The organism is Stenotrophomonas sp. YJH_SMC_27 (genome assembly GCF_059369815.1).
Window position 1 is genome coordinate 21117 of sequence record NZ_JCAFTA010000023.1, and the last position, 26835, is coordinate 47951.

Consider the following 26835-nt stretch of genomic DNA (forward strand, 5'->3'; position numbering starts at 1 on the left):
CACGAATGTACGGTTCCAGCCGTCAATATGCCGAGCAGTACCGCCAGGTAGGAGTGACCAGTGCGGTTGCCGACGCCGATCCGCACAAGCTGGTGGCGATGCTGCTGGCGGGCGCGCTGGAGCGCGTACGCCGTGCCCAGGCCAGTCTTGAGCGTGGCGACCAGGCCGGAAAGGGCAAGGCGATCGGCGAAGTCTGCGCGATTGTCGGCCACCTCAACGGCTCGCTGGATCACGAAGCCGGCGGCGAAATCGCCGGCAATCTGTCGGCACTGTACGACTACGTGTTGCAGCGCCTGACCGAGGCCAACCTGCACAACGACCGTGCCGCGCTGGATGAATCGCTGCAGTTGCTGGGCGAGATCGACAGCGCCTGGAATGCGATCCCGCAGGAACAGCGCCGGCCGGCGGCGGTGGCGCCATGAGCCTGCACGAACTGCACGCCCAGCTGGATGCCTTCGAGAAGGCCCTGGGCGAAGAGTCCCTCGACCAGGCCGACAGCCTGCTCGACGGCCACGACAGCACGCTGCATGCGCTGCTCAGCCAGCCGCTGGCCGCCACCGACCACGCACCGCTGGCTGCGCTGTTCGATCGCCAGCAGAATCTGCTGGGCCTGCTGCGCCAGCGCCGTGATGCGGTGGCAGCACTGATGAATGACGGCCAGCGTTCCCTTCGCGCAGCGCATGCCTACCTGCAGGCAGAATTGCTGGCATGACCCAATTGCCGACCACGTCGCTGCATCATCCGGCCGAAAGCGAGCTGTTCGACGAGACGCTCAGCTGCGAGCTGGCCCTGCCGGCCGAGTTCCAGGCAGGCAGCGCGGCGGGTCGCACCAGCAGCGCCGAAGGCCTGCTGCGCAGCCTGGCGCTGGTTGAAGACAGCCGCGTTGACGAACATGACGACCGCAATGAGGCCAGCCTGCAGTTGCAGCGGCTGGAGGCCAAGCTGGATCTGGCGATGGTGCTGCTCGGCCGGCTCGTACGCCAGCAGGGCCAGGAACTGACCCTGCGCCCCGTGCGCTGGTCGCGCCGCGGCATCCGCCTGCAGCTGGGCCCACGCAGTGGCGCCAGCCCCGGCCAGGCCGGCGTGGTGCGCCTGCAGCCCAGCGATTGGCTGCCCGACCATATCGACCTGCCGGTGGAAGTGATCGCCGAAGCGGCGGACGGTGGCGGCGGTCACTACCTGTGGCTGCGTTTCCAGCGTCTTGGCGATGGCCTTGAGATGGCAATGGAGCGGCACTTGTTCCGCCTGCACCGCCGCCAGGTGGCCGAGGCGCGCCGCGCCCGCTGAAACCTGCCACCATAACGCTTTGCGGGCAAGCCTTGGCGCGCCCGTTCAGCTAAGTTAAGGTGGACTCCCCTACACGGATCTGTTGCGTGCCTGTGCGAGTTCTCATCGTCGACGATCACACCCTCGTCCGCGCCGGCCTGGCGCGGCTGCTGCAGGGGTTTGCCGACGTGCAGCTTGTTGCCGAGGCCAGCAACGCCGAGCAGGCACTGCAGCTGGCCCTGCAGCACGCACCGGATGTGGTGCTGATGGACCTCTCGCTGCCGGGCCGCACCGGCCTGGAAGCACTCAGCGACATCCGCCTGCGCGCGCCCGGTACCCGGGTGGTGATGATGACCATGCACGACGATGCCGCTCACGTGCGCGATGCGCTGGATCGGGGCGCGGTCGGGTTCGTGGTCAAGGATGCGGCACCGCAGGAGTTGGAACTGGCGCTGCGCGCCGCGCACGCCGGCCAGGTGTTCCTGAGCCCGCAGATCTCCGCCAAGATGCTGGCACCGATGCTGGGCCGCGAGAAGCCCACCGGCATCGCCGCGCTGTCGCCGCGCCAGCGCGAGATCCTGCGCCGCATCGGCAAGGGTGAGAGCAACAAGGAAATCGCCGCCGACCTCGGCATCAGCGTCAAGACGGTGGAAACCCACCGCGCACGCATGATGGAATCGCTCGGCTGCCGCCGCGCCAACGATCTGCTGCTGCTGGCCGCGCGCCACCAGCACGAGCTGGAGTAAGCGCGAGCCTCGGCGGCGCGAAACGATGGCTGGGTAGAGTGGGCTGTTGGTAGAGTCGACTGCCAGTCGACTTGCGCGCGGAGCGCGGGACTTTTCCTTGGTCTGATCGGAGAGCAGTCGACTGACAGTCGACTCTACCGGTGATCGTCTCTATCGACAGCCGACGCAGCCAACCCGCACCCAGCGACGAATTCCCGTCGCCCTGACACTCCCCGACAGGAATCCGTACACGGCGCAGCCCGATCAATCTGGGCCTTGCACCGGAAATCAGCAACTTAGCAGCTATCATCGTCAACAATCCGCGTCGATGTAGGGAATACCCCTACATCCTGTCAGGACATTCACCAAGCCCCTCAGGAACCCCCTGATTCCGCCCCCGCCGGATCAAAAGCAAGATGCGTTCCACAAGGCGCCGGGGAGCGGCGCCGGGGAACCACGATGAAGGCTGCACTCTCGACCCAGCTGGGCCAACAACTTCACCTCACCCCGCAGTTGCTGCAGTCGATCCGGCTGCTGCAACTCGACGGCCTGCACCTGGAACAGGAAATCCAGCGCCTGCTGGACTCCAACCCGCTGCTCGAAATCGAAGAGGCCGAAGCGCCTGCCGCCGACGCCACCGAGGCCAGCGCGACCACGCTGGAAACCGCCGCGTTCGACGAGTTGCCCGAGTCTTCGATGTGGGACGTGGCCGGCGCCAGCTGGCAGGACGGCGACGACGATCGCATGGCGCGCATCGCCGCCGGCGAATCGACCGACCCGCAATTGCGCGTGCTGCAGCGCCTGTCGCTGGACATGGATGACCGCGAACTGGCGGTGGCCGCGTTCTGGCTCGACCACTGCGATGAGGCCGGCTACCTGCAGGCGCCGCTGGCACAGCTGCAGCTGCTGGCCAGCGCCCAGTTCGACATCGCCGCCGCTGGCGTGGAAACCATCCGCCAGCAGCTGCTGCACGGCGAGCCGGCCGGCATGGCCGCACAGGACCTGCGCGAAGGCCTGCAGGCGCAGCTGCGCAGCCTGCACGGCGTGGTGCCGGCCCGCCATCTGGCTGCGCGCATCCTGGACGGCGCGCTCGACGCACTGGCTGCCCACGACTACCCCGCCCTCGCCCGCCAGCACGACGCCGAGATCGACGACGTGCGCGAGGCGGTGCGCCTGATCCTTTCGCTGCAGCCGCGCCCCGGCGACAGCCTGCTGCCCGAGCGCAACGCGGTGGTGGTGCCGGACGTCGTCGCCTGGCACGCCGACGGGCAGTGGAAGGTCGCCCTGAACCCGGCCACCAGCCGCCGCGTGTCGATCAACAGCCAGTACGAACAGGTGCTGGCCGAAACCAGCGACGCCGCCCCGGCGCTGCGCGAGATGCTGCAGGAGGCGCGCTGGTTCAGCCGTGGCCTGTCGATGCGCTACGACACCCTGCTGCGTACGGCGCGGGTGATCGTCGAGCGCCAGGCCGCCTTCCTGGTGCGGGGCGAAGAGGCCATGGCGCCGTTGACCCTGAAGGAAGTGGCCGAGGAAATCGGCATGCATGAGTCCACCGTCTCGCGCATCACCACCGGCAAGTTCCTGCAGACCCCGCGCGGCACCTTCGAGCTGAAGCACTTCTTCGCCGTGCGCCTGGAGGGCGCCAGCGTCTCCGGCCAGGCGGTGAAGGCCATGGTCCGCCGCCTGATCGACGCCGAACCGGCCGGCCGCCCGCTGGCCGACGAGGCCATTGCCGGCCTGCTGTCGCGCCAGGGGGTGAACATTGCCCGCCGAACCGTCGCAAAATACCGAGAACAACTGGATATCGCCCCGGCCCGCGAACGGCGCCGGCTCAGCGCCAGGCAACCCCAGCTGGCCCGGGTGGGCTGAAAAGGATGTTGGACATGAACAAGCTCACGGTCCTGCTGGTCGATGACCACGAGGGCTTCATCAACGCGGCGATGCGCCATTTCCGCAAGATCGACTGGCTGCAGATCGTCGGCAGCGCCGGCAACGGCCTGGAAGCGATCGAGCGCTCGGAAACGCTGCGCCCGCAGGTGGTGCTGATGGATCTGGCCATGCCGGAAATGGGGGGGCTGCAGGCCACCCGCCTGATCAAGTCGCAGGACGATGCGCCGTACATCGTGATCGCCAGCCACTTCGACGACGCCGAGCACCGCGAACACGCGCTGCGCGCCGGCGCCGACAACTTTGTCAGCAAGCTGTCCTACATCCAGGAAGTCATGCCGATCCTGGAAGGCCTCAGGGAGGAACAGTCGTGAGCGAATCGCGCATCCTGGTGCTGGACAACGACGCCGTGCGCGCGGAGCGCACCGTTGCCCTGCTGGAATTCATGGACTTCAACCCGCGCTGGGTGTCCGACGCAGCCGACTTCGACCTGGGCCGACAGCGCCAGAACGACTGGATGGCGGTGATCGTCGGCAGCCTGGACGACAGCCCCGCCAGCACCGCGCTGTATCACTGGCTGGGCGGCAGCGGCCTGCCGCCGCCGGTACTGCTGGCCGACGGTGATGCCGCTGCGTTCGCGCAGCAGCATGGCCTGCACGAAGCCAACATCTGGCCGCTGGAAACCCCGCTGCGCCATGCGCAGATGGAAGCGCTGCTGCGCCGCGCCAGCCTCAAGCGCCTGGATGCCGAGCACCAGGCCGGTGCCGCGCAGGAGCAGGGACCGACCGGCAACGGCCCGGCGGTCACCGCGCTGCGCACCATGATCGAACAGGTGGCCGCGTTCGACACCACCGTGCTGGTGCTGGGCGAATCCGGCACCGGCAAGGAAGTGGTGTCGCGCGCGATCCACCAGCGTTCGCCGCGCCGTGATGGCCCGTTCGTGGCGATCAATTGCGGCGCCATTCCGCCTGACCTGCTGGAAAGCGAGCTGTTCGGCCACGAAAAGGGTGCCTTCACTGGCGCACTGACCGCGCGCAAGGGCCGTTTCGAAATGGCCGAAGGCGGCACCCTGCTGCTCGACGAGATCGGCGACATGAGCCTGCCGATGCAGGTGAAGCTGCTGCGCGTGCTGCAGGAACGCAGCTTCGAGCGCGTCGGTGGCAACCAGACCATCCGCTGCAACGTGCGCGTGGTGGCCGCGACCCACCGCGACCTGGAGACCCGCATCGCCGAGGGCAAGTTCCGCGAGGATCTGTTCTACCGCCTCAACGTGTTCCCGATCGAAGTGCCCGCGTTGCGCGAGCGCCGTGAGGACCTGCCGGCGCTGGTGGAAACCATCGCCGCGCAGCTGGCCCGCACCGGCCGTGGCGAAGTGCGCTTCACTCCCGAAGCGCTGCAGGCGCTGTCCAGCTACGAATGGCCGGGCAACGTGCGCGAGCTGACCAACCTGGTCGAGCGCCTGGCGGTGCTGCATCCGGGCGGTTCGGTGCGCGTGCAGGACCTGCCGGCCCGCTACCGTGGCGATGCCGCACTGGCAGCGGTGGCTGCACCGGCACCGGCAGCTACGGTTGCCAACGAAGAACGCCTGGACCTGCGCAGCTTCTCGTTCCACACCCCCGGCAGCGGCAACCAGCCGGCGCTGGAGCACGGCATCGCCGTCAATCGCCCGGCGGCACCGGCCGCCCTGCCCGACGGAGGCATGGACCTGCGCAACCACATGGCCAACATCGAACTGGGCCTGATCAACGAAGCACTGGAACGCACCCAGGGCGTGGTTGCCCACGCCGCCCAGCTGCTCGGCCTGCGCCGCACCACCCTGGTGGAAAAGCTGCGCAAGTACGGCATCGAACGCGAGCAGGCCGAACTGGCCGGCTGAAACGCATCGCCAGCATGAAGGGGGCACGAACGCCTGGGCTTGCCCGGGCGTTGGTGTTTCTGGCGCCGCTGCATGACATCAGTAGATCCACGCCGTGTGTGGATAGAGACCGTGGCCGCGCGCTGACAACGCCGCGCATTTGCACAAGTTCCTACAGACAACGTTGCCGCGTTCCGGAGGATGGAGTGAGACCTCCCAACGAGGCTCCACCATGCATCGTCTCACCCTGCTCGCCGCCCTGCTCTGCCCCGGCATTGCCGCCGCCACCGGCTGCACCCTGCCCAATCCAGATGACTGAAAGCCACCCAGCCGGTCCCGCCCACTACACCCTCCTGCTGACCTGCCAGACAGACCGCCAGGGCCCTTTCATCTACACCCAGCACGACGGCCCCATCGCCCCGCGCCAGCGCCAGAATTCCGGCCGATGGACCCTGCAGCCCTAGGCCAGAAAACCGACGCCGGTTAAATGGCGCCACGACCGGGGGCAGAGCCCGTTGCGTTGCAACGGGATCTGACCCCGTGCCGACCAACGGTCGGCACCCACCACCATCAGAAGCACCGTCAGAAGCACCATCAGCAGCAGGTTCCAACAGATCGCGGCCAACTGTCGAAGGCGGGGTGGGTCCGGTTGCGGGGGCGTGAGCGCCATGGATGGCGCGACCGAGCCTACAGGGACGTATTCACGGCGTCCCCCGCAACCGGACCCACCCCGCCACCCCACGGATAGCCCGATTTTGACGTTGATGTTGACGTCGCGTCGGCGGGTGCAGGGCGCAGCCCTGCCACCAAACACCCCCCACCCTCACGTCACTGAATCGAAAACCGGTTTCGGCACGGCACTTGCACTGGCTCCAGCAGACAACCCCATCCCTGTTTCTGGAACCGTTGCAGATGTCCCACTCCGTCACTTCGATCCTTTCGCAGATCCGCTCCTATCAGACCCAGATGGGACAGCCGGCGCTCAACCCGCTGGGCGAAACGCCGCGCAGCAACGCCCTGCCGGGCACGGTGCTCGATGCACCGCAGGCCCAGCCGGCCAGCTTCACCGAAACCCTGCGTGGTGCGATTGCCGGCGTCAACGATGCGCAACAGAAATCCGGCGCCCTCGCCAAGGCCTTCGAAATGGGCGACCCCAGCGCCGACCTGGCCAAGGTGATGGTCGCCTCGCAGCAGTCCCAGATCGCCTTCCGCGCCACCGTGGAAGTTCGCAACCGTCTCGTCCAGGCTTACCAGGACGTGATGAACATGCCGCTGTAAGGAATAGAGACGCATGGCACTGACGCTCTCCAAGGACAGCCTGAACGCCGAAAAGGCCGGGCAATGGTTCGACCGCCTGCAGAGTCTGCAGATCACCCGTCGGCTGGGCCTTATGGCGATGATCGCGGTGGCGGTGGCGGCAGGCCTGTCCGTGTTCTTCTGGTCGCAGAAGCCGGGCATGGTCCCGCTGTACACCGGCCTGGACCAGAAGGCGACCGCTGAAGCGACCGACCTGCTGCGCGCCGCACAGATTCCGTTCGCACTCGACCCGGCCACGGGTGGCATCACCGTGCCGGAAAAGAACCTGCACGACGCGCGCCTGAAGCTGGCCGGCTCCGGCCTGACCGACAGCGGCAAGCTCGGCTTCGAGCTGATGGAGCGCGACCCGGGCTTCGGCGTCAGCCAGTTCGTGGAAAGCGCGCGCTACCAGCATGCGCTGGAAACCGAGCTGTCGCGCACCATCAACACGCTGCGCCCGGTGCGCGATTCGCGCGTGCACCTGGCCATTCCCAAGCCCAGCGCCTTCACCCGCCAACGTGACGTGGCCAGCGCCTCGGTGACCCTGGAACTGCGTGGCGGCCAGCAGCTGGAACGCAGCCAGGTGGACGCCATCGTGCACATGGTCGCGGCCAGCATCCCGGATCTCGCCCCGGAACGGGTGACCGTGGTTGACCAGAGCGGGCGCATGCTCAGCGTCAGCGACCCGAACAGTGAGGCGGCGGTCAACGCTGCCCAGTTCGAACAGGTGCGCCGCCAGGAAACCTCGTTCAACCAGCGCATCCGCGAACTGCTGGAACCGATGACCGGCCCCGGCCGCGTCAACCCGGAAGTGAGCGTGGACATGGATTTCTCGGTGACCGAGGAAGCCCGTGAGCTCTACAACGGTGAACCGCAGAAGCTGCGCAGCGAGCAGATGAGCGAGAACACCACCAGCACCCCGGGCCCGCAGGGCGTGCCGGGTGCCACCAGCAACAGTCCGCCGGGCCAGCAGGCCACGCCGGCCACCGCGCAGGCCCCGACCGAAAGCAGCAAGAACGCCACCCGCAACTACGAGCTGGACCGCACCCTGCAGCACACCCGCCAGCCGGCCGGCCGCATCAAGCGCGTGTCGGTGGCGGTACTGGTGGACAACGTGCCGCGCGCCGGTGCCAACGGCAAGGTCAGCCCGCAGCCGCTGTCGGCCGCGGAACTGACCCGCGTCGAGGCGCTGGTGAAGCAGGCCGTCGGCTTCAACGCCGAGCGTGGCGACACCGTGTCGGTGATGAATGCCCCGTTCGTGCGTGACACCACGCCGGTCGAAGGGCCGGCCTGGTGGGAACTGCCATGGGTGCACGATGCCGGCCGCATGCTGCTCGGCGCGGTGGTGGTGCTGGCGTTGTTGTTCGGCGTACTGCGCCCGGCGCTGCGCGCGATCACCGGCCAGAACAGGAAGGACGACCCGCAGGCACTGGAGCCGCACACCGCGGACGTGCAGCTGGTGGATGACGATGGCATGCCGCTGCCGGCGCTGGGCGCCGACCGGGCGAGCCTGGCCGGGCCGGAGGCCCTGGCCCTGCCGGTGGATTCATATGAGGAACGACTGCGGATGGCGCGTGAAGCCGTAAAGACCGACTCCAAGCGCGTGGCCCAGGTGGTCAAGGGATGGGTGGCCAATGACTGAGGCACAACTGACCGGCGTACAGCGCGCGGCCGTGCTGCTGCTGTCCCTGGGTGAGCTGGACGCGGCCGAAGTGCTGCGCCACATGGAACCCAAGGAAGTGCAGAAGATCGGCATCGCCATGGCCACCATGACCGACATCACCCGCGAGCAGGTGGAACGGGTAATGGACCAGTTCGGCCAGGAGCTGGGCTCGAAGACCTCGCTGGGCGTGGGTTCGGACGACTACATCCGCAACATGCTGGTGCAGGCGCTGGGCAGCGAGAAGGCCGGCAACCTGATCGACCGCATCCTGCTGGGCCGCAACACCACCGGCCTGGACGCGCTGAAATGGATGGACCCGCGTGCGGTGGCCGACCTGGTGCGCAACGAGCACCCGCAGATCATCGCCATCGTGATGGCGCACCTTGAAACCGACCAGGCCGCCGACGCGCTGAAGCTGCTGCCGGACCGTACCCGCGTGGACGTGCTGCTGCGCATCGCCACCCTCGACGGCATTCCGCCGAACGCGCTCAATGAACTCAACGAGATCATGGAGCGCCAGTTCGCCGGCAACCAGAACCTGAAATCGTCCAACATCGGCGGCGTGCAGTGCGCGGCCAACATCCTGAACTTCATGGACAGCGGCCAGGACCAGGCGATCCTGGGCGAAATCGCCCGCATCGATGCGCCGTTGAGCAACCGCATCCAGGACCTGATGTTCGTGTTCGACGATCTGGTCGACCTGGATGACCGCGAGATGCAGCTGGTGCTGCGCGAAGTGAGCGGCGAGCGCCTGGGCCTGGCCCTGCGCGGTGCCGACATCAAGGTGCGCGACAAGATCACCCGCAACATGTCGCAGCGCGCGGCCGAAATCCTGCTGGAAGACATGGAAGCTCGTGGCCCGGTGCGCCTGTCCGACGTGGAAGGCGCACAGCGCGAGATCCTGGCCATCGTCAAGCGCATGGCCGATGAAGGCACCGTCACCATCGGCGGCAGCGCGGAGGCCATGCTGTGAGCAACGTCGTGCGCTGGCTTGCCCCGGACCTGCTGGCCCAGCCCGAACCGGTGCTGGAGCAGGAGGATGCATTCGAACTCACCGAGCCGGACCCGGAGCATGAACCCGAGCCACCGCTGCAGCTGCCGACGCTGGAGGAAATCCAGGCAATACAGGACAGCGCCGAGAAGGAAGGCTTCCAGCACGGCCATGCCGAAGGCTACGGCCAGGGGCAGGCCGAAGTGCGCCGCCTCGCCGCGCAGATCGAAGGGATCCTCGACAACTTCAGCCGGCCGCTGGTGCGGCTGGAAAACGAAGTGGTCGGCGCGCTCGGCGAGCTGGCCGTACGCATCGCCGGTGCGCTGGTCGGCCGTGCCTACGAAGCTGAGCCGGCACTGCTGGCACAGCTGGTCGGTGAGGCGATCGACGCGGTGGGTGGCAGCACCCGCGAGGTCGAAGTGCGGCTGCACCCGGACGACATCGCCGCGCTCGCCCCGCTGTTGAGCCTGCCGCCACAGCAACGCCTGGTGCCGGATACCAGTCTCAGCCGCGGCGATCTTCGCGTGCACGCCGAAGCGGTGCGCATCGACGGCACCCTGGAAGCGCGCCTGCGCGGCGCGCTGGACGCGGTGATCCGCCAGACCGGAGCCAATGCATGACCCCCGATCCGCAGCCGACGCTGCCACCGGCCGACTGGGCCATCGCCCGCAACCTGCGCCTGGCGCGTCGGCTCGATGGCCTGCGCGTGGATACCGCCCATGGCCGTGGCCTGATCCGCGAAGGCGTGCTGCGCCGCGCGGTCGGACTGACCCTGGAAGCGGTCGGCTGCGAAGCGCCGCTGGGTGCCAGCTGCAAGGTGGAAGTGGTCGATGGTGGCTGGGTCGATGCCGAAGTGGTCGGCTTCGCCGGCGAGCGCACGTACCTGATGCCGAGCGCGGAACTGCACGGCCTGCTGCCCAATGCGCGGGTGGTGCCGTCCGCACGCCGCGGCGGCGTTGAAGTGGGCGAAGGCCTGCTCGGCCGCGTCATCGACAGCGACGGCGTGCCGCTGGACGGCAAGGGCCCGATCCGCGCCGAGGGCCATGTCGGCATGGCCGGCGTGTCGATCAATCCGCTGGCACGTGAACCGATCACCCAGCCGCTGGACGTGGGCGTGCGTGCGATCAACGCGCTGCTGCCGATCGGCCGCGGCCAGCGTGTCGGCCTGTTCGCTGGTTCTGGCGTCGGCAAGTCGACGCTGCTGGGCATGATGACCCGCTACACCGCCGCCGACGTGATCGTGGTCGGCCTGATCGGTGAACGTGGCCGCGAAGTCCGCGATTTCGTCGAGACCACGCTGGGCGAGGAAGGCCTGCGCCGCGCCGTGGTGGTGGCCAGTCCCGCCGACCGGCCGCCGCTGGCGCGCCTGCACGGTGCCTACCGCGCTACCGCCATCGCCGAATGGTTCCGCGACCAGGGACTGAACGTGCTGCTGCTGATGGACTCGCTGACCCGCTTCGCTCAGGCGCAGCGAGAAATCGGCCTGTCGGTCGGCGAGCCGCCGACCACCCGCGGCTACCCGCCGTCGGTGTTCGCCAAGCTGCCGGCACTGGTCGAACGCGCCGGCAACGGCGCCAAGGGACGTGGCTCGATCACCGCGTTCTACACGGTGCTGACCGAAGGCGATGATCCGCAGGATCCGATTGCCGATGCAGCGCGCGCGATCCTCGACGGCCACATCCTGCTGTCGCGGCGCGTGGCCGACAGTGGCCTCTACCCGGCCATCGACGTCGAATCGTCGGTCAGCCGCGTGGTCACGGAAATCGCCGACGAACCGTGGCGCCTGCGCATCCGCAAACTGAAACGACTGGTCTCGGCGTATTCGGCCAACCGTGACCTGATCGCCATCGGCGCTTACCAGCGCGGCAACGACGCGGCCACCGACGAAGCCCTGGAACGCTGGCCGGAAATCATGGAGTTCCTCGGCCAGGACGTTGCCAAGGCCGCAGATCTCCCGCACAGCCAGGCGGCGCTGCAGCGCCTGGTGGAACAAGAGAGTTAAGCCATGAACCAGTCCAAGCGCATCGATCCCCTGCTCAAGCGGGCCCAGGAACACGAGGACGCGGTCGCCCGCGACCTGGCCGAACGCCAGCGCGTGCTCGACACCCATCTATCGCGACTGGACGAACTGCGCCGTTATGCCGAGGAGTACGCCAACGCGCAGATGGCGGCGACCAGCCCGGCGCAGCTGCTCAACCGGCGTGCATTTCTCGACCGCCTCGACAGTGCGGTCGAGCAGCAGCAGGCCACGGTCAACGGCAACCGCGAGAAGGTGGAGGCCGAGCGCGCCCGCCTGATCCTGGCCAGCCGTGACAAGGCCGTGCTGGAACAGCTGGCGGCCAGCTACCGGGCGCAGGAGAAAGTGGTCACCGACCGCCGCGACCAGCGCGAGATGGACGACATCGGTGCGCGCCGTGCGCGTCTGGTGCAGGCCGAAGACCAGGATGGCACCGAGCAGGGAGGCCGCCCGTGATGCCCGCGCCATTGGCCAGCAGCGCCAACGCGCAGCCGCAGAATTCCGGCAGCAGCGCAACGCGCGCGCCACGCGGTGAGGGCAGCAAGGATTTCAGCCAGCTGCTGCAGGGTGGTGCGCCGGGCGCCGATGGATCCTCCAGGCCCTCGAACATGCCCACGTCGCCTGCACAGGGGCCGGCATCCGACAGCAATGGCCAGTCCAGCGCCGAGCGCAGGCCGGACAGCGCTGTCGTACCCGAAGAGACCGCGGCGACGGTGCCTCGGGTGCAAGCCAGGCCCGCTGCCGAAAAGGACGCCTCGGCGACGACCGAGGAAGCCCCATGGCCGCCGCTCGGCCTGGCAGGACTGGTACTGGCGGTACCCACGCCTGCCGATCCTGCCGCCGCTCTGCCAGCAGTGGCGACGGCCACCGATGCAGACGGCAACGCACTGCCCTCGCCCGCTGCACTGCCGGTCGCAGCAGCCCTGCCCTCCACAGCAGCGGCGACCGCTACGGCCACCGCCGAAGGCGACGCCCCCAATGGGGCCGACCAGGCGACCACTCTGCCGTTACCTGAGCTGGTGCTGCCCGGCAAGCGCGGCGAGCGCGGTGAAGGCAGCGACGCAACCCTCATCGGCGACCGCGCCACGGCGCCGCTGCTGCATGCCCCGGGCAACGCGGCTGTGCAGGATCTGAAGGCCGCGTTGGCCACAGGCAATGCGATCTTCAATGGTGAACCGACACCGAAACCGGTGCTCGGTGACGATGGTTTCGACCAGGCCATTGGCGCGCGCCTGGGCTGGCTGGCCGACCAGAAGATCGGCCACGCCCACATCCGCCTGAGCCCGGACGACATGGGCCCGGTGGATGTGCGCCTGCAACTGAACGGCGACAAGGTGCACGCCAGTTTCAGCAGCCCGCATGTGGACGTGCGCCAGGCACTGGAAAGCAGCCTGCCGCGCCTGCGCGAACTGCTGGGCGAACAGGGCTTCCAGCTGGCCCACGCCGATGTCGGCCAGCAGGCCCCGGGGGGTGACGGCAATGCGTCGGGGCGGCCCGGTGGCGGCGGTCTTCCCGGCGACGGAGAACCGACGCCGGGCGATGGCAGCGTGTCGTCGGCGCAGCTGATCCGCCAGCGCGGATTGCTGGACGCTTACGCCTGACAGGCGTGCCAACCAAGGTTGGCAGCCACCAGAGCGATGCCGCTGGCACCCCGACGGAATTCCGTCGCACCCCTCTGCCCCGGCTCCGGCACACCCCTTGCATATCCCGGTGAAGCAACCCTCAGGAGCTTCACCCCGTGGCCGCAGCCGCTGACAAAACCAAGAAGACCGCCGAGAAGGACAAGGCCGCCAAGCCGCGCAGTCCGATCCTGATCACCGCACTGGTGGCCGTGCTGGCCGCCGCTGCAGCCGGTGGCGGCGTATGGTTCTTCACCCAGTCCAAGCACGAAGACAAGACTGCGCAGGCGCCGAAGAAGAGCGCCACCCCGGCCCCCGCGCAGTACTTCGCGCTGGACCCGGCGTTCGTGGTCAATCTCAATGGCCCGGTCGATGGTCCGCGCTACCTGCAGCTGGAAGTGCAGCTGATGACCCGTGACCCGGCTGCGCTGGAAGCGATCAAGACCCATGCACCCGCCATCCGCGCACGCCTGCTGATGCTGTTCTCGCAGGTCAGCCCGGACCAGATCGCCGATGTCGCCGGCAAGCAGAAGCTGCAGGCTGCGTCGCTGGCCGAAGTGCAGAAAGTGCTCAAGGCCGAGACCGGCAGCAATGGTGCCGACGACCTGCTGTTCACCAGCTTCGTGACCCAGTAAGGGCCCACCGATGAATGATCTGTTGTCCCAGGACGAGATCGATGCCCTGCTCCACGGCGTGGACACTGGCGCGGTCGAAACCGATCCGGAACCGCCGTCAGGCGAAGCGCGCTCGTACGACTTCGCCAGCCAGGACCGCATCATCCGCGGTCGCATGCCGACCCTGGAAATGGTCCACGAGCGTTTCGCGCGCCTGTGGCGGATCGGCCTGTTCAACCTGATCCGCCGCTCGGCCGAGCTGTCGGTGCGCGGCATCGAACTGATCAAGTTCAACGACTACATGCACTCGCTGTATGTACCGACCAACCTGAACCTGATCCGCTTCAAGCCGCTGCGCGGCACCGGCCTGATCGTGTTCGAGCCGACCCTGGTGTTCGCCATCGTCGACAACTTCTTCGGTGGCGACGGGCGCTACCCGACCCGCATCGAAGGCCGCGAGTTCACCGCCACTGAAATGCGGGTGATCCACCTGCTGCTGAAGCAGACCTTCGCCGACCTTCGCGAAGCCTGGGCGCCGGTGATGGACGTGGACTTCGAGTACATCAACTCGGAGATCAACCCGCACTTCGCCAACATCGTGACGCCACGCGAATACGTGGTGGTGTGCCGCCTGCACGTCGAACTCGATGGCGGCGGTGGCGACATCCACGTCACCCTGCCGTATTCGATGCTGGAGCCGATCCGCGAGCTGCTCGACGCCGGCATCCAGAGCGACCGCAACGATCGCGACGAAAGCTGGGGCCAGACCCTGCGTGAGCAGCTCAACATCGCCGAAGTCACCCTGTCCAGCGTACTGGCCAGCAAGCGCATGACCCTGCGCGACCTGACCCAGCTGAAGGTCGGCGACATCCTGCCGATCGAACTCAGCCCGCAGGTGCCGCTGTGCGTGGAGAACATTCCCGTGTTCACCGGCGAGTTCGGCATCGCCAACGGCATGAACGCCGTGAAGATCACCGCTACCCATCCGCCGGGCACCCGCCCGCGCGCACCCGTCATCCAGGAAGACCCGCAATGAACGATATCGACGCCCTCGAACCGACCCCGGCCCAGTTCAGCAGCCTGCAGGCCGATGAGGCGAACGGTCCTGACCTGAACCTGGACGTGATCCTGGACGTGCCGGTGACCCTGTCGCTGGAAGTCGGTCGCGCCCGCCTGCCGATCCGCAACCTGCTGCAGCTCAACCAGGGTTCGGTGGTGGAACTGGAACGCGGCGCCGGCGAATCGCTGGATGTGTTCGTCAACGGTACCCTGATCGCCCACGGCGAGGTTGTGGTGATCAACGACCGCTTCGGCGTGCGCCTGACCGACGTGGTCAGCCCGAGCGAGCGGATCCGGAGACTGCGTTGAGCCTGCTGGCCTCCACCCTGCTGGCGGTCGGCAAGACCGCCGCGCCCATCGGGCCCCAGGTCGGCCAGCATGCGGCCGCCGCACCCAGCCTGTTCGGCGCGGTGCTGGCGCTGCTGGCGGTGCTCGCGCTGGTCATCGGCCTCGGCTGGCTGCTCAAGCGCATGCCCGGCAGCGGCTTCCGCCCGGCCGAAGGCATGAAGCTGGTGGCCAGCCTGAGCGTGGGCGCCAAGGAGCGCGTGGTGGTGGTCGAGGTCAACGGCCAGCAACTGCTGCTGGGCGTCACCGCCGGTGGCATCAACACCCTGCATACCCTGCCCGAACCGTTGCCGCCCCCGGCGCCGGTGCGCGTGCCGGACTTCAAGAATCTTCCGAATTTCGCCCAGCTGCTGCAGCAGCGGCTGCGCAAGGATCCCTGACATGCGTGTCACCCGTACCCGTCTTGCCACCCTGATGCCGTGGCTGCTGTTGCTTGCCCTGTGCCTGTTGCCGGCACTGGCGTTCGCCGCGCCCGGCGCCCCGAACACGCCGCTGCCGGACATCAACGTCGGCAAGATCGGCGGTGCACCGGTCAGCCTGCCGCTGCAGACCCTGCTGCTGATGACGGCGATCACCCTGATCCCGTCGATGCTGCTGGTGCTGACCTCGTTCACCCGCATCATCATCGTGCTGGGCCTGCTGCGCCAGGCGCTGGGTACCGGGCAGACCCCGTCCAACCAGGTGCTGCTGGGCCTGGCCCTCTTCCTCACCGCGATGGTAATGATGCCGACCTGGGACAAGGCCTGGAGCGCCGGCATGGCGCCGTACCTCAATGGCGAGATCGACTTCCAGACCGCCTGGACGCTGACCACCACGCCGTTGCGCGCCTTCATGCTGGCGCAGATCCGCGAGACCGACCTGATGACCTTCGCCGGCATCGCCGGGCACGGCACCTACGCCAGCCCCGATGCGATCCCGTTCCCGGTACTGGTCGCATCGTTCGTCACCAGCGAACTGAAGACCGCTTTCGAGATCGGCTTCCTGATCTTCATCCCGTTCGTGATCATCGACCTGGTCGTGGCCAGCGTGCTGATGTCGATGGGCATGATGATGCTGTCGCCGATGCTGGTGTCGGCACCGTTCAAGATCCTGCTGTTCGTGCTGGTGGATGGCTGGGTGCTGACCGTGGGTACGTTGGCAGCCAGCTTCAATCCGGCTTGATATCCCGCGCAAAGCGCAGTCGAGCATGGCTCGACTCTACAAGAGCAGATGGACCCCCGAATGTCTCCCGAACTTGCCCTGACTGAACTGCGTGGCGGCCTGATCACCGTGTTGTGGGTGGCTGGCCCGCTGCTGCTCACCGTGCTGGTGGTGGGCGTGGTGGTGGGCGTGGTGCAGGCCGCGACCCAGCTCAACGAACCGACCATCGCCTTCGTCGCCAAGGCGGCGGCACTGACCGCGGTGCTGTTCGCGCTGGGCAGCCTGCTGATCGGCCACCTGGTTGAATTCACCACGCTGCTGTTCCAGCGAATTCCGCACCTGATCGGCTAGGACACGCGCTTCGATGGACGCCGCCACCCAGATGGCTGCCGACGGCCTTCAGGCCTTCGGCATGATCGGCACCGTACTGTGGACCATGCTGCGCATCGGCGCTGTGGCCATGGCCATGCCGATGGTCGGGACCCGCGCCGTCCCGTCACGGGTGCGCGTGGTGCTGGCTGGCACCCTGGCCATCGCACTGGCGCCGCTGCTGCCGCCAGTACCGGACTGGACTGGCTTCGATGCCGCCACGGTCCTGACCATCGCCCGCGAACTGGCCATCGGCGTGTCCATCGGCTTCCTGCTACGGCTGGTGTTCGAGGCCGGGGCGATGGCCGGCGAACTGATTGCCCAGGGCACCGGCCTGGCCTTCGCGCAGATGAGTGACCCACTGCGTGGCGGCACCTCGGGCGTGATCGGCCAGTGGTTCTATCTGCTGTTCGGCCTGCTGTTCTTCACCGCCAACGGGCACCTGGCGCTGATCTCGCTGCTGGTGGACAGCTATCGCGCACTGCCGATCGGCGCTCCGCTGCCGGACCCGCACGCGTTCTTCAGCATCGCCCCGACTTTCCTGCTGACCGTGCTACGCGGCGCGCTGACCCTGGCGATTCCGCTGACGGTGGCGATGCTGGCAGTGAATCTGGCGTTCGGCGTGCTGGCCCGGGCCGCTCCGGCGCTGAATCCGATCCAGCTGGGCCTGCCGGTCTCGTTGCTGCTGGGTCTGTTCCTGCTGGCGCTGCTGGCCGGGGAAATGGGCCCGCCGGTACAGCGCCTGTTCGATGCCGCCTTCCAGGCTGCGGACGCGGTCACACACTGACCTGATCATCACGTTTTACTGCTTGCCATGCCTTTGTTTCTGTAGAGCCGAGCCCATGCTCGGCTGTCTTCGGCAGGAGCGGCAGCCGAGCATGGGCTCGGCTCTACGGGGCGCAATTTCACGTTTTACTGCTTGCCCTTCCCCCGGGTCTGCGCGTTAGAGTGAATGCGCGGCAACCGGGGGGATGCCGCACGTGGCCGCCGCCCTGCGTCGGCCTGCCTCATGCATGCCCCACCGTGGTTTCCGTCGACAGGCAGGTCCGGGAGACTGACGAATGCTGGTAGGCACGTACAACCCGTGGCTGGTCGCAATCTCGCTGCTGGTAGCCGTGATGGCTTCCTACACTGCACTGGCAATGGCCGGGCGCACGATTACCGCGCCCGGCAAGGCCGCGGCCTGGTGGTGGCGCCTCGGTGGTGGCTTCGCCATGGGCCTGGGCATCTGGTCGATGCACTTCATCGGCATGCTCGCCTTCGATCTGCCCATTCCGCTCGGCTACGACCTGCCGATCACCCTGCTCTCGCTGGCCTTGGCGATCGCTTCGTCGGTATTCGCACTGTGGCTGGTCTCGCTGCGTACTCTGCCGCATCCACGGCTGGCCGGCGGTGCCCTGCTGATGGGCACCGGCATCGCCGGCATGCACTACGTCGGCATGGCCGCAATGCGCATGCAGCCAGGCATCGACTACGACCCGGGCTGGCTGCTGCTATCACTGATGGTGGCGGTCGCCGCCTCGTGGACAGCCCTGTATGTTGCGTTCCGCCTGCGTGGGCAGCGCACCCGTATCGGCGACCGCTTGGCCGCGGCGGGGCTGCTCGGCCTGGCGATCGTCGGCATGCACTACACCGGCATGGCCGCTGCTCGCTTTCCGGAGGGCAGCATCTGCGGCGCAGCCGTCGGCGACGGCTTGCAGAGCGAATGGCTGGCCATGCTGGTGGTGGTGCTGTCCGTGGCGATCCTCGCGGTGGTGCTGGTGGTGTCCTGGCTGGACCAGCGGGTGGAGGCGCAGCTGCTGCGACTGCGCAACTCCATGCTGAGCACCTCGTTGACCGATGCGCAGCAGGAACTGACCCAGGCCGCACTGCATGATCCGCTCACCCGCCTGCCCAACCGCCTGCTGCTGCAGCGTCGCATCGTGCAGGCACTGGCCGAGGCCGAGCAGGGCGGCAGCCGTTTCGCCGTGATGTTCATGGACCTGGACGGCTTCAAGCAGGTCAACGATGCCTACGGCCACCAGGCCGGCGATGCACTGCTGGTGGCGGTGGCCGAGCGCACCCGCCAGCTGCTGCGGCCCAACGATATGCTGGCACGACTGGGCGGTGACGAGTTCGTGCTGGTGGTACGCATCGAACACGACGAGGACCTGCCCACCCTCGCCCGGCGCATCCTGCAGGCGGTGGGCAGCGGCCCGTTGCTGCCGGACAACGAACTGCAGGTAACCGCCAGCATCGGCGTGGCAATCTGCCCCGACCACGCTGCCAGCGAACGGCAGCTGATGGCGTTTGCCGATGCGGCGATGTACCAGGCCAAGGAATCCGGACGCAACGCCTTCGTGCTGTTCGCCGACTGGATGAATGACAGCGCCGAACAACAGTTCCGGCTGCTGGCCGACCTGCGCCGGGCCATTGGCAGCGAGCAGCTGTTCCTGCACTACCAGCCCAAGATCCGCGTGGCCACGCAGAAGGTGGCCGGTGCCGAAGCGTTGATCCGCTGGCACCATCCGGAGCATGGCCTGATTCCGCCCGATCGGTTCATCCGCCTGGCCGAGCGCAGCGGCGCGATCAACGAGATCGGGCGCTGGGCGCTGGACCAGGCCTGCCTGCAACTGCGGCGCTGGCACGATGCCGGTCACGAAGGCTGGTCGATGTCGGTGAACCTGTCGCCGGTGCAGTTCAGTTCGCCGCACCTGCTGCAGGATGTGCGCGCGATGATCGAACGCCACAACATCGCTCCGCGCCACCTGGTGCTGGAAATCACCGAAAGCACGGTGATGCGCGATACCGACACCAGCTTGCGCCTGCTGCAGGCGCTGTCGGCGCTGGGCGTAGGCATATCCATCGATGACTTCGGCACTGGCTATTCCAGCCTGCTGTACCTGAAGCGGCTGCCGGCCACCGAGATCAAGATCGACCATGCGTTCGTGCGCGACCTGGAACACAGTGCAGAGGACGTGGTGATCGTCTCGGCGATCGTGGCGCTGGGCCATGCGCTGGACATGGACATCGTCGCCGAAGGCGTGGAAACCACCGCCCAGCGCGCCTACCTGGAGCGCCTGGGCTGCGACTACCTGCAGGGCTACCTGCTCGGCCGCCCGGTCGACGCGGCGCGCTTCATGCAGCTGCACGACCTGCCGCGGCCGCGGGTGGAGCTGGCGCAGAGCCCACCGTCCAGCGACAACTCTCCCCTGTAGAGCCGAGCCTGCGCTCGGCTGCTCTTCGCGCCCGATCCAAACATAGCCGAGCATGGGCTCGGCTCTACAAATAGATCCGCGCCGCGCGTGGATAGGCAACACCCCATCACGGAACAGTTCTTGCACGCCCTCCGGCAACCCCTGCCGCAGTGCCCGTGATGTCCGAGAACGAATCCGCCGGCGAAAAGACCGAACAACCGACCGAAAAACGCCTGCGCGACGCCCGCGAACAGGGCAACCTGCCGCGCTCGCGCGAGCTCGGCACGGCCGCCGTGTTCGGCGCCGGCGTGCTGGCGGTGATGGCCATGAGCGGCTCGATCGGCCGCGGCGCCACGGCCTGGATGAAGCAGGCGCTGAGCCCGGAACAGAGCCTGCGGCAGAACCCGAAGGAACTGTTCGGCCACTTCGGCGACCTGCTGATGCAGTTCATGCTGGTGATCGCGCCGCTGGTGCTGGTCTGCCTGCTGGCCAGCTTCGTCGCCCCGCTGGTGATGGGCGGCCTGCGCTGGTCGCAGAAGGCGTTGATGCCCGACATCAACCGCATGAACCCGATGAGCGGGTTCAAGCGCCTGTACGGCCCGGAGGCCATTGCCGAGTTCACCAAATCGCTGCTGCGCGTGGCCTTCGTCGGCGTCGCCGCCGGGCTGGTGGTCTGGACCGGCTTCGACACCCTGCGCGGCCTGATCCACCACCCGCTGGAGACGGCCATCACCGACGGCCTCGGCTTCACCCTGCGCCTGCTGCTGGCCACCGCCGGCGCGATGCTGGTGCTGGCCGCCATCGACGCGCCGTACCAGCGCTGGAACTGGACGCGCAAGCTGAAGATGACCCGGGAAGAGCTGCGCCGGGAAATGAAGGAAAGCGAGGGCAGCCCCGAGGTCAAGGGCCGCATCCGCCAGCTGCAGCAGCAGATGGCCAACCGCCGGATGATGGAAGCGGTACCCACCGCCGACGTGGTGGTGGTCAACCCCACCCACTACGCGGTGGCCCTGAAGTACGAGGGCGGCGCCATGAACGCCCCCACCGTGGTCGCCCTGGGCGTGGACGAGACCGCCCTGCGCATCCGTGAAGTGGCCGACGGCAACAAGGTCGCGATCGTCTCTGCCCCACCTTTGGCACGCGCCTTGTATCGGGAGGGCCAACTCGGAAAGGAAATCCCCGTGAGACTGTATTCGGCCGTCGCCCAGGTCCTGTCCTACGTCTACCAGCTGCGCGCGTGGCGCACTGGCCCGATGCCGGACGCCCCGCACATCCAGGTGGATGAATTCGGCAAGGGAGGCCGCCCGTGAGCGCCCAGCCCTCCACCGGCTTCAACACCCGCCGCGCCCTGGAAATGATCCGCCAGGGTCTTGGCGCGCCGCTGATCGTGCTGGCCCTGCTGGCCATGGTCGTGGTGCCGCTGGCCGCGCCGGTGCTCGATGCGCTGTTCACCTTCAACATTGCCATCTCGCTGATGGTGCTGCTGGCGGTGGTCTACGTGAAGCGCCCGCTGGACTTCACCATCTTCCCGATCGTGCTGCTGATCACCACCATGCTGCGGCTGGCGCTGAACGTGGCCTCCACCCGCGTGATCCTGCTCAACGGCCAGAACGGCCACGATGCCGCGGGCAAGGTCATCGCCGCCTTCGGCGAATTCGTGATCGGCGGCAACTACGCGGTGGGCATCGTGGTGTTCGCGATCCTCACCATCATCAACTTCGTGGTGATCACCAAGGGCGCCGGCCGGGTCTCGGAAGTGACCGCGCGCTTCATCCTCGACGCGATGCCCGGCAAGCAGATGGCGATCGACGCCGACCTCAACGCCGGTTTGCTGACGCGTGAAGAAGCCAAGCTGCGCCGCGAAGAAGTCCGCGAGGAAGCCGACTTCTACGGTGCGATGGACGGTGCCAGCAAGTTCATCCGCGGCGACGCCATCGCCGGCATCCTGATCCTGTTCATCAACATGCTCGGCGGCCTGGCCGTGGGTGTGCTGCAGCATGGCATGCCCTTCGGTGAAGCCGCTGCCACCTACACCCTGTTGTCGATCGGTGACGGCCTGGTGGCCCAGCTGCCGGCGCTGCTGGTCTCCAGTGCGGTGGCGATGCTGGTCACCCGCGCCTCGCGCTCGCAGGACATGGCCCAGGCCATGACCGGCCAGGTGTTCGGCCAGTACCGGGCGCTGGCGATCACCGCCGGCATCATCGGCCTGGTGGGCCTGGTGCCGGGCATGCCCAACGTCGCTTTCCTGACGCTGGCGTCGATCCTCGGCTTCATTGCCTGGAAGCTGTACCGCAAGACCCAGGCCCCGGCCGCCGATGCAGCCGCAACGGGCAAGGACCCGGCGGCGCTCAGCGCCCTCGGCCGCCCGGCCGCGCCGGCGCCCACCGCCGAACTGAGCTGGGACGAACTGCGCCCGGTCGATCCGCTGGGCCTGGAGGTCGGCTACCGGCTGATTCCGCTGGTGGACAGCAACCAGGGCGGCGAACTGATGGCGCGCATCAAGGGCGTGCGCCGCAAGCTGACCCAGGATGTCGGCTTCCTGATTCCATCGGTACACATCCGCGACAACCTGGAACTGCCCGCCAACGGCTACCGCGTGCTGGTGCACGGCGTGCCGGTGGCCACCGCCGAGATCCACCCCGACCGCGAGCTCGCGCTGGACCCGGGCAGCGCGCTGGGCACGCTGGAAGGCATCGCCGGCAAGGACCCCGCGTTCGGCCTCGATGCCACCTGGATCCAACCGCACCAGCGTGCCCAGGCCGAAACGCTGGGCTACACGGTGGTCGACCCGGCCACCGTGGTCGCCACCCACCTTTCGCACCTGATCCGCGAGCACGCACCTGAGTTGCTCGGCCATGAGGAAGTGCAACACCTGCTGGCCAACCTGGCCAAGAGCGCGCCCAAGCTCGTCGAAGATCTGACGCCGAAGGCGCTGCCGCTGTCGGCGGTGGTGCGCGTGCTGCAGAACCTGCTGGTCGAGCGCATTCCGATCCGCCAGCTGCGCAAGATCGCCGAGGCACTGGTCGAACATGCGCCCAGCAGCCAGGACCCGGCCGTGCTGACCGCCGCCGTGCGCACCGCCCTGGGCCGCTTCATCGTGCAGGAGATCGCCGGAATGTCGGCGGAGCTGCCGGTGTTCACCCTCAACCCGCAATTGGAACGTGTCTTGCAGGAGTCCACGCAGGGCAACGGCGCCGCGCTGGAACCCGGACTCGCTGAGCGACTGCACCAGAGTCTGGCCGAATGTGTCAGCAAGCAGGAAGCCCGCAACGAGCCCGCGGTCGTGCTGGTACCTGGCCCGGTGCGCGCCGCGCTGGCACGCCTGGTCCGCCACAGCGTTCCGTCGCTGTCGGTCCTGGCCTACAGCGAGGTGCCGGAGGACAAGCGCCTGAAGCTGGTCGGAACGATCAGCTGACGCCGCCCGCCGACGCGCCAGAAAACAGACACCACCTTCGAACCAACGCAACAGACAGATACCAAGGGGAACCCGCACCGTGCAGACCACCGACCACCCGAGTTCCCCGGCCGCCACTCCGCCGTCTTCGCCTCGTGACCACAGCATGAAAATCAAACGATTCGTCGCCGCCGACATGCGTTCGGCCATGAACCTGGTGCGCAAGGAACATGGTCCTGATGCCGTGATCCTGTCCAACCGCCGGATCGAGGAAGGCATCGAGATCGTCGCCGCCGCCAACTACGATGAAAGCGCCGTGCAGCGTGCGCTGGAAGCCTCGCGCCGCGACGTGGCGCCGCCGCCGGCGCCCAAACCGCGCACCGCCGCCGATGCGGTGATCGCCGCCGTCACCCGCCGTCGCAGCGCCACCCCGGCACCGGAGCCGGTCGCCGCCACCACCTCGGCGGTGGCCGCCCTCGCCCGCGCCGCGGTCGGCGCCACCGGCCGCACCCTGGACAGCGCCGACGAGATCGTGCCGACCCGCGGCAGCACAGGCTTTGCGGCCACCCTCGCGCGTGCCGCCGTCAACGAACCGGCGCTGCCGGAACAGATCTTCGCGCCGTTCGCCGAGGCCATCGTTGCACCGGCCGCCGCCGTGCCGGCCAACCGCGCCCGCTTCCAGATCGATCCGCCGCACGAGGCGCATCACGAAAGCGTGGCGCCGGCCGTGCAGCCGCCGCCGCTGCCGACCGCTGCCGTCGCCGACGCGCAGCCGGCCAGCGCCGCCAGCGAACCGGCGTTGGCCGATGCCATTGTCGAAACCGCGCCGGCCCCCACCCTGGCTCCGGCTCCGGTGCTGACGGTGGTCGCCCAGGACGACGCCGAGATCCGCCAGTTGCGCCAGGAAGTGGCCGGCATGCGCCAGGTGATCGAGCGCGAGATGAACCGCTTCACCGACGAGCGCCTGCGCGGCTGCCCGGTGCGCGCCACCGCGTTGGACCTGATGGACGAATATGGCTTCGATGCCGGCCTGGCCCGCGACGTGGCCATGCAGATCCCGCTGGAGACCGAAGCCCATCGTGGCCGCGGCCTGATGCTGGGGCTGATCTCGCGCAAGCTGCCGATCGCCCCGGTCGACCCGCTGGAAGAAGGCGGCGTGATCGCCCTGGTCGGCCCGACCGGCGCCGGCAAGACCACCACCATCGCCAAGCTGGCCTCGCGATTCGCCGAGAAGCACGCGCCGCGTGACGTCGCCCTGGTCACCACCGATACCGCCCGCATCGGCGCCCGCGAGCAGCTCTACGGCTACGGCCGCCAGCTCGGCATCGCGGTGCACGAGGCCAACAGCGGCACCGACCTGGACCAGCTGCTGGAACGCCTGAAGGACTACAAGCTGGTGCTGATCGATACCGCCGGCCTGGGCCCGCGTGACCGTGCCCTGGCCGCCCAGCTGCAGTGGCTGCGCGCCGCGCGCCAGGTGCGCACCCTGCTGGTGCTCCCGGCCAACACCAGCTTCGGCGACATGGACGAGGTGGTGCGCCGCTTCGGTGCGGCAAACCTGCAGGGCCTGGTGCTGAGCAAGCTGGACGAGACCGGCCGCTTCGGCAACGCCCTGTCGGTGGCGGTGGACCACGCCCTGCCGATCACCTGGGTGACCGATGGCCAGGACGTCCCGGAGGACCTGCATAGGGCCAGTGCAGCCAATCTCGTACTTCGCCTTGAAGATTTGCGCCGAGCGGCCGATATGCCCTGCAACCCGGAGTTGAACCATGCCGTCGCGTGAGTACGCCAAGCTGACCAAGACCTTCCCGCTGTCGGCCACCCGCAGCGAGCCGCTCGGCCCTGTGCGCACCATCGCGGTGACCGGCGGCAAGGGCGGCGTGGGCAAGACCAACGTCTCGGCCAACCTGGCTGTGGCGCTGGCGGGCATGGGCAAGCGCACGCTGCTGCTGGACGCCGACCTGGGCCTGGCCAACATCGACGTTATCCTGGGCTTGAACCCCACCTTTACGCTGGCCGACCTGGTGGCCGGCCGCTGCTCGCTGGACGACGTCATCGTCGAAGGCCCGAACGGCGTGCTGGTCGTCCCGGCCGCTTCCGGCCGCCGGCACATGGCCGAGCTGGCCCCGGCCGAGCATGTCGGCCTGGTCAACGTGTTCTCCGAACTGGAACGCGAGCTGGACATCATGGTGGTCGATACCGCCGCCGGCATCACCGACGGCGTGCTGACCTTCTGCCAGGCCGCGCAGGACACCGTGGTGGTGGTCTGTGACGAACCGGCCTCGATCACCGACGCCTACGCACTGATCAAGGTGCTGTCGCGCGAGCGCGGCGTGGACCGCATCCAGGTGGTGGCCAACATGGTGCGCGACCCCAACGAGGGCCGCGTGCTGTACGAAAAGCTGACCCGCGTGTGCGAGAAGTTCCTCGCCGATGTCTCGCTGAACTACCTGGGCTGCGTGCCGCAGGATGATTGGCTGCGCCTGTCGGTGCAGCGCCAGCAACCGGTGGTGAAGGCCTACCCGTCCAGCCCGGCCGCGCTGGCGATCACCGAGATCGCGCGCCGCACCGCACGCTGGCAGGCGCCGACCGAACCGCGTGGCGGCGTCGAGTTCTTCCTCGAGCGCATTCTCAAGCAGCGCGGGGTGGCCGCATGAAAGGCGCAGCCCAGTACCGGGAGGTCCAGCGCTCGGCGGCCAACGAGGTCATCTCCCAGCACTCGGACCTGGTGCGGCGCATCGCCCACCACCTGGCCGCACGCCTGCCGGCGAGCGTGGAGGTGGACGACCTGATCCAGGCCGGCATGATGGGGCTGATCGAAGCGTCGCGCAGCTACGACGCCGACCAGGGCGCCTCGTTCGAGACCTACGCCTCGATCCGCATCCGCGGTTCGATGATCGACGAGATCCGCCGTGGCGACTGGGTGCCGCGCTCGGTGCATCGCCGCGCACGCGACGCCGCTGCCACCATCCGCCGCCTGGAACAGAGCACCGGCCGTGCCGCCAGCGCCACCGAAGTGGCCGCCGCGATGGAGATGCCGCTGCCCGAATACCTGCGGCTGATGGAAGACGCCGCGCGTGGCCAGGTGCTGAGCCTGGAGTCACGCATCGAGGACCAGGGCGAGCTGGACACCGTCGCCCAGGGCGGCCCGACCCCGCAGCAGGTGCTGGAGCGCGGCGAGTTCGGCCGCGAGCTGGGCAAGGCCATCGGCCACCTGCCCGAGCGCGAACAGCTGGTGCTCTCGCTCTATTACGAGCAGGAACTGAACCTGAAGGAGATCGGCGCGGTGCTCGGCGTGAGCGAGTCGCGGGTCTGCCAGATCCACGGCCAGGCCGTGCTGCGCCTGCGTGGACGATTGAAGATTTTCGAGGCGGCCGACGCCGGCCTGGAAGAGTGAACATGCCCGAGGCGGCTGCCCC

General features: G+C 68.1%; 27 protein-coding genes. All 27 read left to right on the forward strand.

Annotation, left to right across the window (positions count from 1 at the left end; all coding sequences use genetic code 11):
* Positions 1–5: 5 nt before the first annotated feature.
* Entirely contained in the window at positions 6–422 is a 417-nt protein-coding gene (gene fliS / locus AC5P7R_RS21575; RefSeq protein ID WP_021201753.1) for a flagellar export chaperone FliS, read from the forward strand.
* The gene (locus AC5P7R_RS21580) at positions 419–712 is read left to right on the forward strand and encodes a hypothetical protein (protein WP_227854397.1); all 294 of its coding nucleotides are present in this window, start codon (positions 419–421) and stop codon (positions 710–712) included. Before fliS ends, AC5P7R_RS21580 begins: the two co-directional genes overlap by 4 nt.
* Positions 709–1287 (forward strand): PilZ domain-containing protein, encoded by a 579-nt coding sequence (locus tag AC5P7R_RS21585; RefSeq protein WP_019659609.1) that lies wholly within the window; start codon positions 709–711, stop codon positions 1285–1287. The genes AC5P7R_RS21580 and AC5P7R_RS21585 overlap by 4 nt, the downstream gene beginning before the upstream one ends.
* A 92-nt stretch (positions 1288–1379) precedes the next feature.
* On the forward strand, positions 1380–2012 hold the full coding sequence (locus tag AC5P7R_RS21590; protein WP_005413261.1) for a response regulator: 633 nt from the start codon (positions 1380–1382) through the stop codon (positions 2010–2012).
* A 438-nt stretch (positions 2013–2450) separates the two neighbouring features.
* A complete protein-coding gene (gene rpoN, locus AC5P7R_RS21595; RefSeq protein ID WP_188249949.1) occupies positions 2451–3860 on the forward strand; it encodes an RNA polymerase factor sigma-54 in 1410 nt (469 codons plus the stop codon).
* Positions 3861–3874: 14 nt separating this feature from the next.
* Positions 3875–4252: a response regulator gene (locus tag AC5P7R_RS21600; RefSeq protein ID WP_005409556.1), complete on the forward strand. Its 378-nt coding sequence runs from the start codon at positions 3875–3877 to the stop codon at positions 4250–4252.
* Positions 4249–5754, forward strand: a complete 1506-nt coding sequence (locus AC5P7R_RS21605; RefSeq protein ID WP_227854395.1) for a sigma-54 dependent transcriptional regulator — start codon at positions 4249–4251, stop codon at positions 5752–5754. The genes AC5P7R_RS21600 and AC5P7R_RS21605 overlap by 4 nt, the downstream gene beginning before the upstream one ends.
* Positions 5755–6645: 891 nt before the next feature.
* Positions 6646–7011, forward strand: a complete 366-nt coding sequence (fliE, locus tag AC5P7R_RS21610; RefSeq protein ID WP_005409552.1) for a flagellar hook-basal body complex protein FliE — start codon at positions 6646–6648, stop codon at positions 7009–7011.
* Between the two features lie 13 nt (positions 7012–7024).
* Positions 7025–8671, forward strand: coding sequence for a flagellar basal-body MS-ring/collar protein FliF (fliF, locus tag AC5P7R_RS21615; RefSeq protein WP_021203865.1), 1647 nt, complete (start codon positions 7025–7027; stop codon positions 8669–8671).
* 7 nt (positions 8672–8678) lie between these two features.
* Positions 8679–9665, forward strand: coding sequence for a flagellar motor switch protein FliG (gene fliG, locus AC5P7R_RS21620; protein WP_024958226.1), 987 nt, complete (start codon positions 8679–8681; stop codon positions 9663–9665).
* On the forward strand, positions 9662–10303 hold the full coding sequence (locus AC5P7R_RS21625; RefSeq protein ID WP_111098338.1) for a FliH/SctL family protein: 642 nt from the start codon (positions 9662–9664) through the stop codon (positions 10301–10303). Before fliG ends, AC5P7R_RS21625 begins: the two co-directional genes overlap by 4 nt.
* Positions 10300–11685 carry a FliI/YscN family ATPase gene (locus AC5P7R_RS21630; protein WP_049412701.1) on the forward strand — a complete coding sequence of 462 codons (1386 nt, stop codon included), beginning with the start codon at positions 10300–10302 and terminating at the stop codon, positions 11683–11685. Before AC5P7R_RS21625 ends, AC5P7R_RS21630 begins: the two co-directional genes overlap by 4 nt.
* Positions 11686–11688: 3 nt before the next feature.
* The gene (gene fliJ / locus AC5P7R_RS21635; RefSeq protein ID WP_021203862.1) at positions 11689–12156 is read left to right on the forward strand and encodes a flagellar export protein FliJ; all 468 of its coding nucleotides are present in this window, start codon (positions 11689–11691) and stop codon (positions 12154–12156) included.
* Positions 12156–13301, forward strand: coding sequence for a flagellar hook-length control protein FliK (locus AC5P7R_RS21640; protein ID WP_188249952.1), 1146 nt, complete (start codon positions 12156–12158; stop codon positions 13299–13301). The genes fliJ and AC5P7R_RS21640 overlap by 1 nt, the downstream gene beginning before the upstream one ends.
* Before the next feature lie 137 nt (positions 13302–13438).
* Entirely contained in the window at positions 13439–13954 is a 516-nt protein-coding gene (locus AC5P7R_RS21645; protein WP_019659602.1) for a flagellar basal body-associated FliL family protein, read from the forward strand.
* A gap of 10 nt (positions 13955–13964) precedes the next feature.
* Complete coding sequence (gene fliM, locus AC5P7R_RS21650; RefSeq protein WP_188249953.1) at positions 13965–14969, forward strand: flagellar motor switch protein FliM; 1005 nt, start codon at positions 13965–13967, stop codon at positions 14967–14969.
* On the forward strand, positions 14966–15301 hold the full coding sequence (gene fliN, locus AC5P7R_RS21655) for a flagellar motor switch protein FliN (protein WP_005409543.1): 336 nt from the start codon (positions 14966–14968) through the stop codon (positions 15299–15301). The genes fliM and fliN overlap by 4 nt, the downstream gene beginning before the upstream one ends.
* Positions 15298–15717 carry a flagellar biosynthetic protein FliO gene (gene fliO, locus AC5P7R_RS21660; RefSeq protein ID WP_014037105.1) on the forward strand — a complete coding sequence of 140 codons (420 nt, stop codon included), beginning with the start codon at positions 15298–15300 and terminating at the stop codon, positions 15715–15717. The genes fliN and fliO overlap by 4 nt, the downstream gene beginning before the upstream one ends.
* Position 15718: 1 nt before the next feature.
* Positions 15719–16498, forward strand: coding sequence for a flagellar type III secretion system pore protein FliP (gene fliP / locus AC5P7R_RS21665; protein ID WP_019659599.1), 780 nt, complete (start codon positions 15719–15721; stop codon positions 16496–16498).
* Between the two features lie 60 nt (positions 16499–16558).
* Positions 16559–16828: a flagellar biosynthetic protein FliQ gene (locus tag AC5P7R_RS21670; protein ID WP_005413254.1), complete on the forward strand. Its 270-nt coding sequence runs from the start codon at positions 16559–16561 to the stop codon at positions 16826–16828.
* A gap of 13 nt (positions 16829–16841) precedes the next feature.
* Positions 16842–17633 carry a flagellar biosynthetic protein FliR gene (fliR, locus tag AC5P7R_RS21675; protein WP_049397365.1) on the forward strand — a complete coding sequence of 264 codons (792 nt, stop codon included), beginning with the start codon at positions 16842–16844 and terminating at the stop codon, positions 17631–17633.
* Positions 17634–17907: 274 nt separating this feature from the next.
* Positions 17908–20043 carry a putative bifunctional diguanylate cyclase/phosphodiesterase gene (locus AC5P7R_RS21680; protein WP_021203857.1) on the forward strand — a complete coding sequence of 712 codons (2136 nt, stop codon included), beginning with the start codon at positions 17908–17910 and terminating at the stop codon, positions 20041–20043.
* A 158-nt stretch (positions 20044–20201) separates the two neighbouring features.
* The gene (gene flhB / locus AC5P7R_RS21685) at positions 20202–21332 is read left to right on the forward strand and encodes a flagellar biosynthesis protein FlhB (protein ID WP_111104213.1); all 1131 of its coding nucleotides are present in this window, start codon (positions 20202–20204) and stop codon (positions 21330–21332) included.
* 44 nt (positions 21333–21376) lie between these two features.
* Positions 21377–23437, forward strand: a complete 2061-nt coding sequence (gene flhA / locus AC5P7R_RS21690) for a flagellar biosynthesis protein FlhA (RefSeq protein ID WP_180832666.1) — start codon at positions 21377–21379, stop codon at positions 23435–23437.
* 145 nt (positions 23438–23582) lie between these two features.
* Complete coding sequence (gene flhF / locus AC5P7R_RS21695; RefSeq protein ID WP_227854394.1) at positions 23583–25199, forward strand: flagellar biosynthesis GTPase FlhF; 1617 nt, start codon at positions 23583–23585, stop codon at positions 25197–25199.
* A complete protein-coding gene (locus AC5P7R_RS21700) occupies positions 25186–26073 on the forward strand; it encodes a MinD/ParA family ATP-binding protein (protein WP_005409532.1) in 888 nt (295 codons plus the stop codon). Before flhF ends, AC5P7R_RS21700 begins: the two co-directional genes overlap by 14 nt.
* Positions 26070–26813, forward strand: a complete 744-nt coding sequence (locus AC5P7R_RS21705) for an RNA polymerase sigma factor FliA (protein ID WP_019659593.1) — start codon at positions 26070–26072, stop codon at positions 26811–26813. The genes AC5P7R_RS21700 and AC5P7R_RS21705 overlap by 4 nt, the downstream gene beginning before the upstream one ends.
* Positions 26814–26835: the final 22 nt, after the last annotated feature.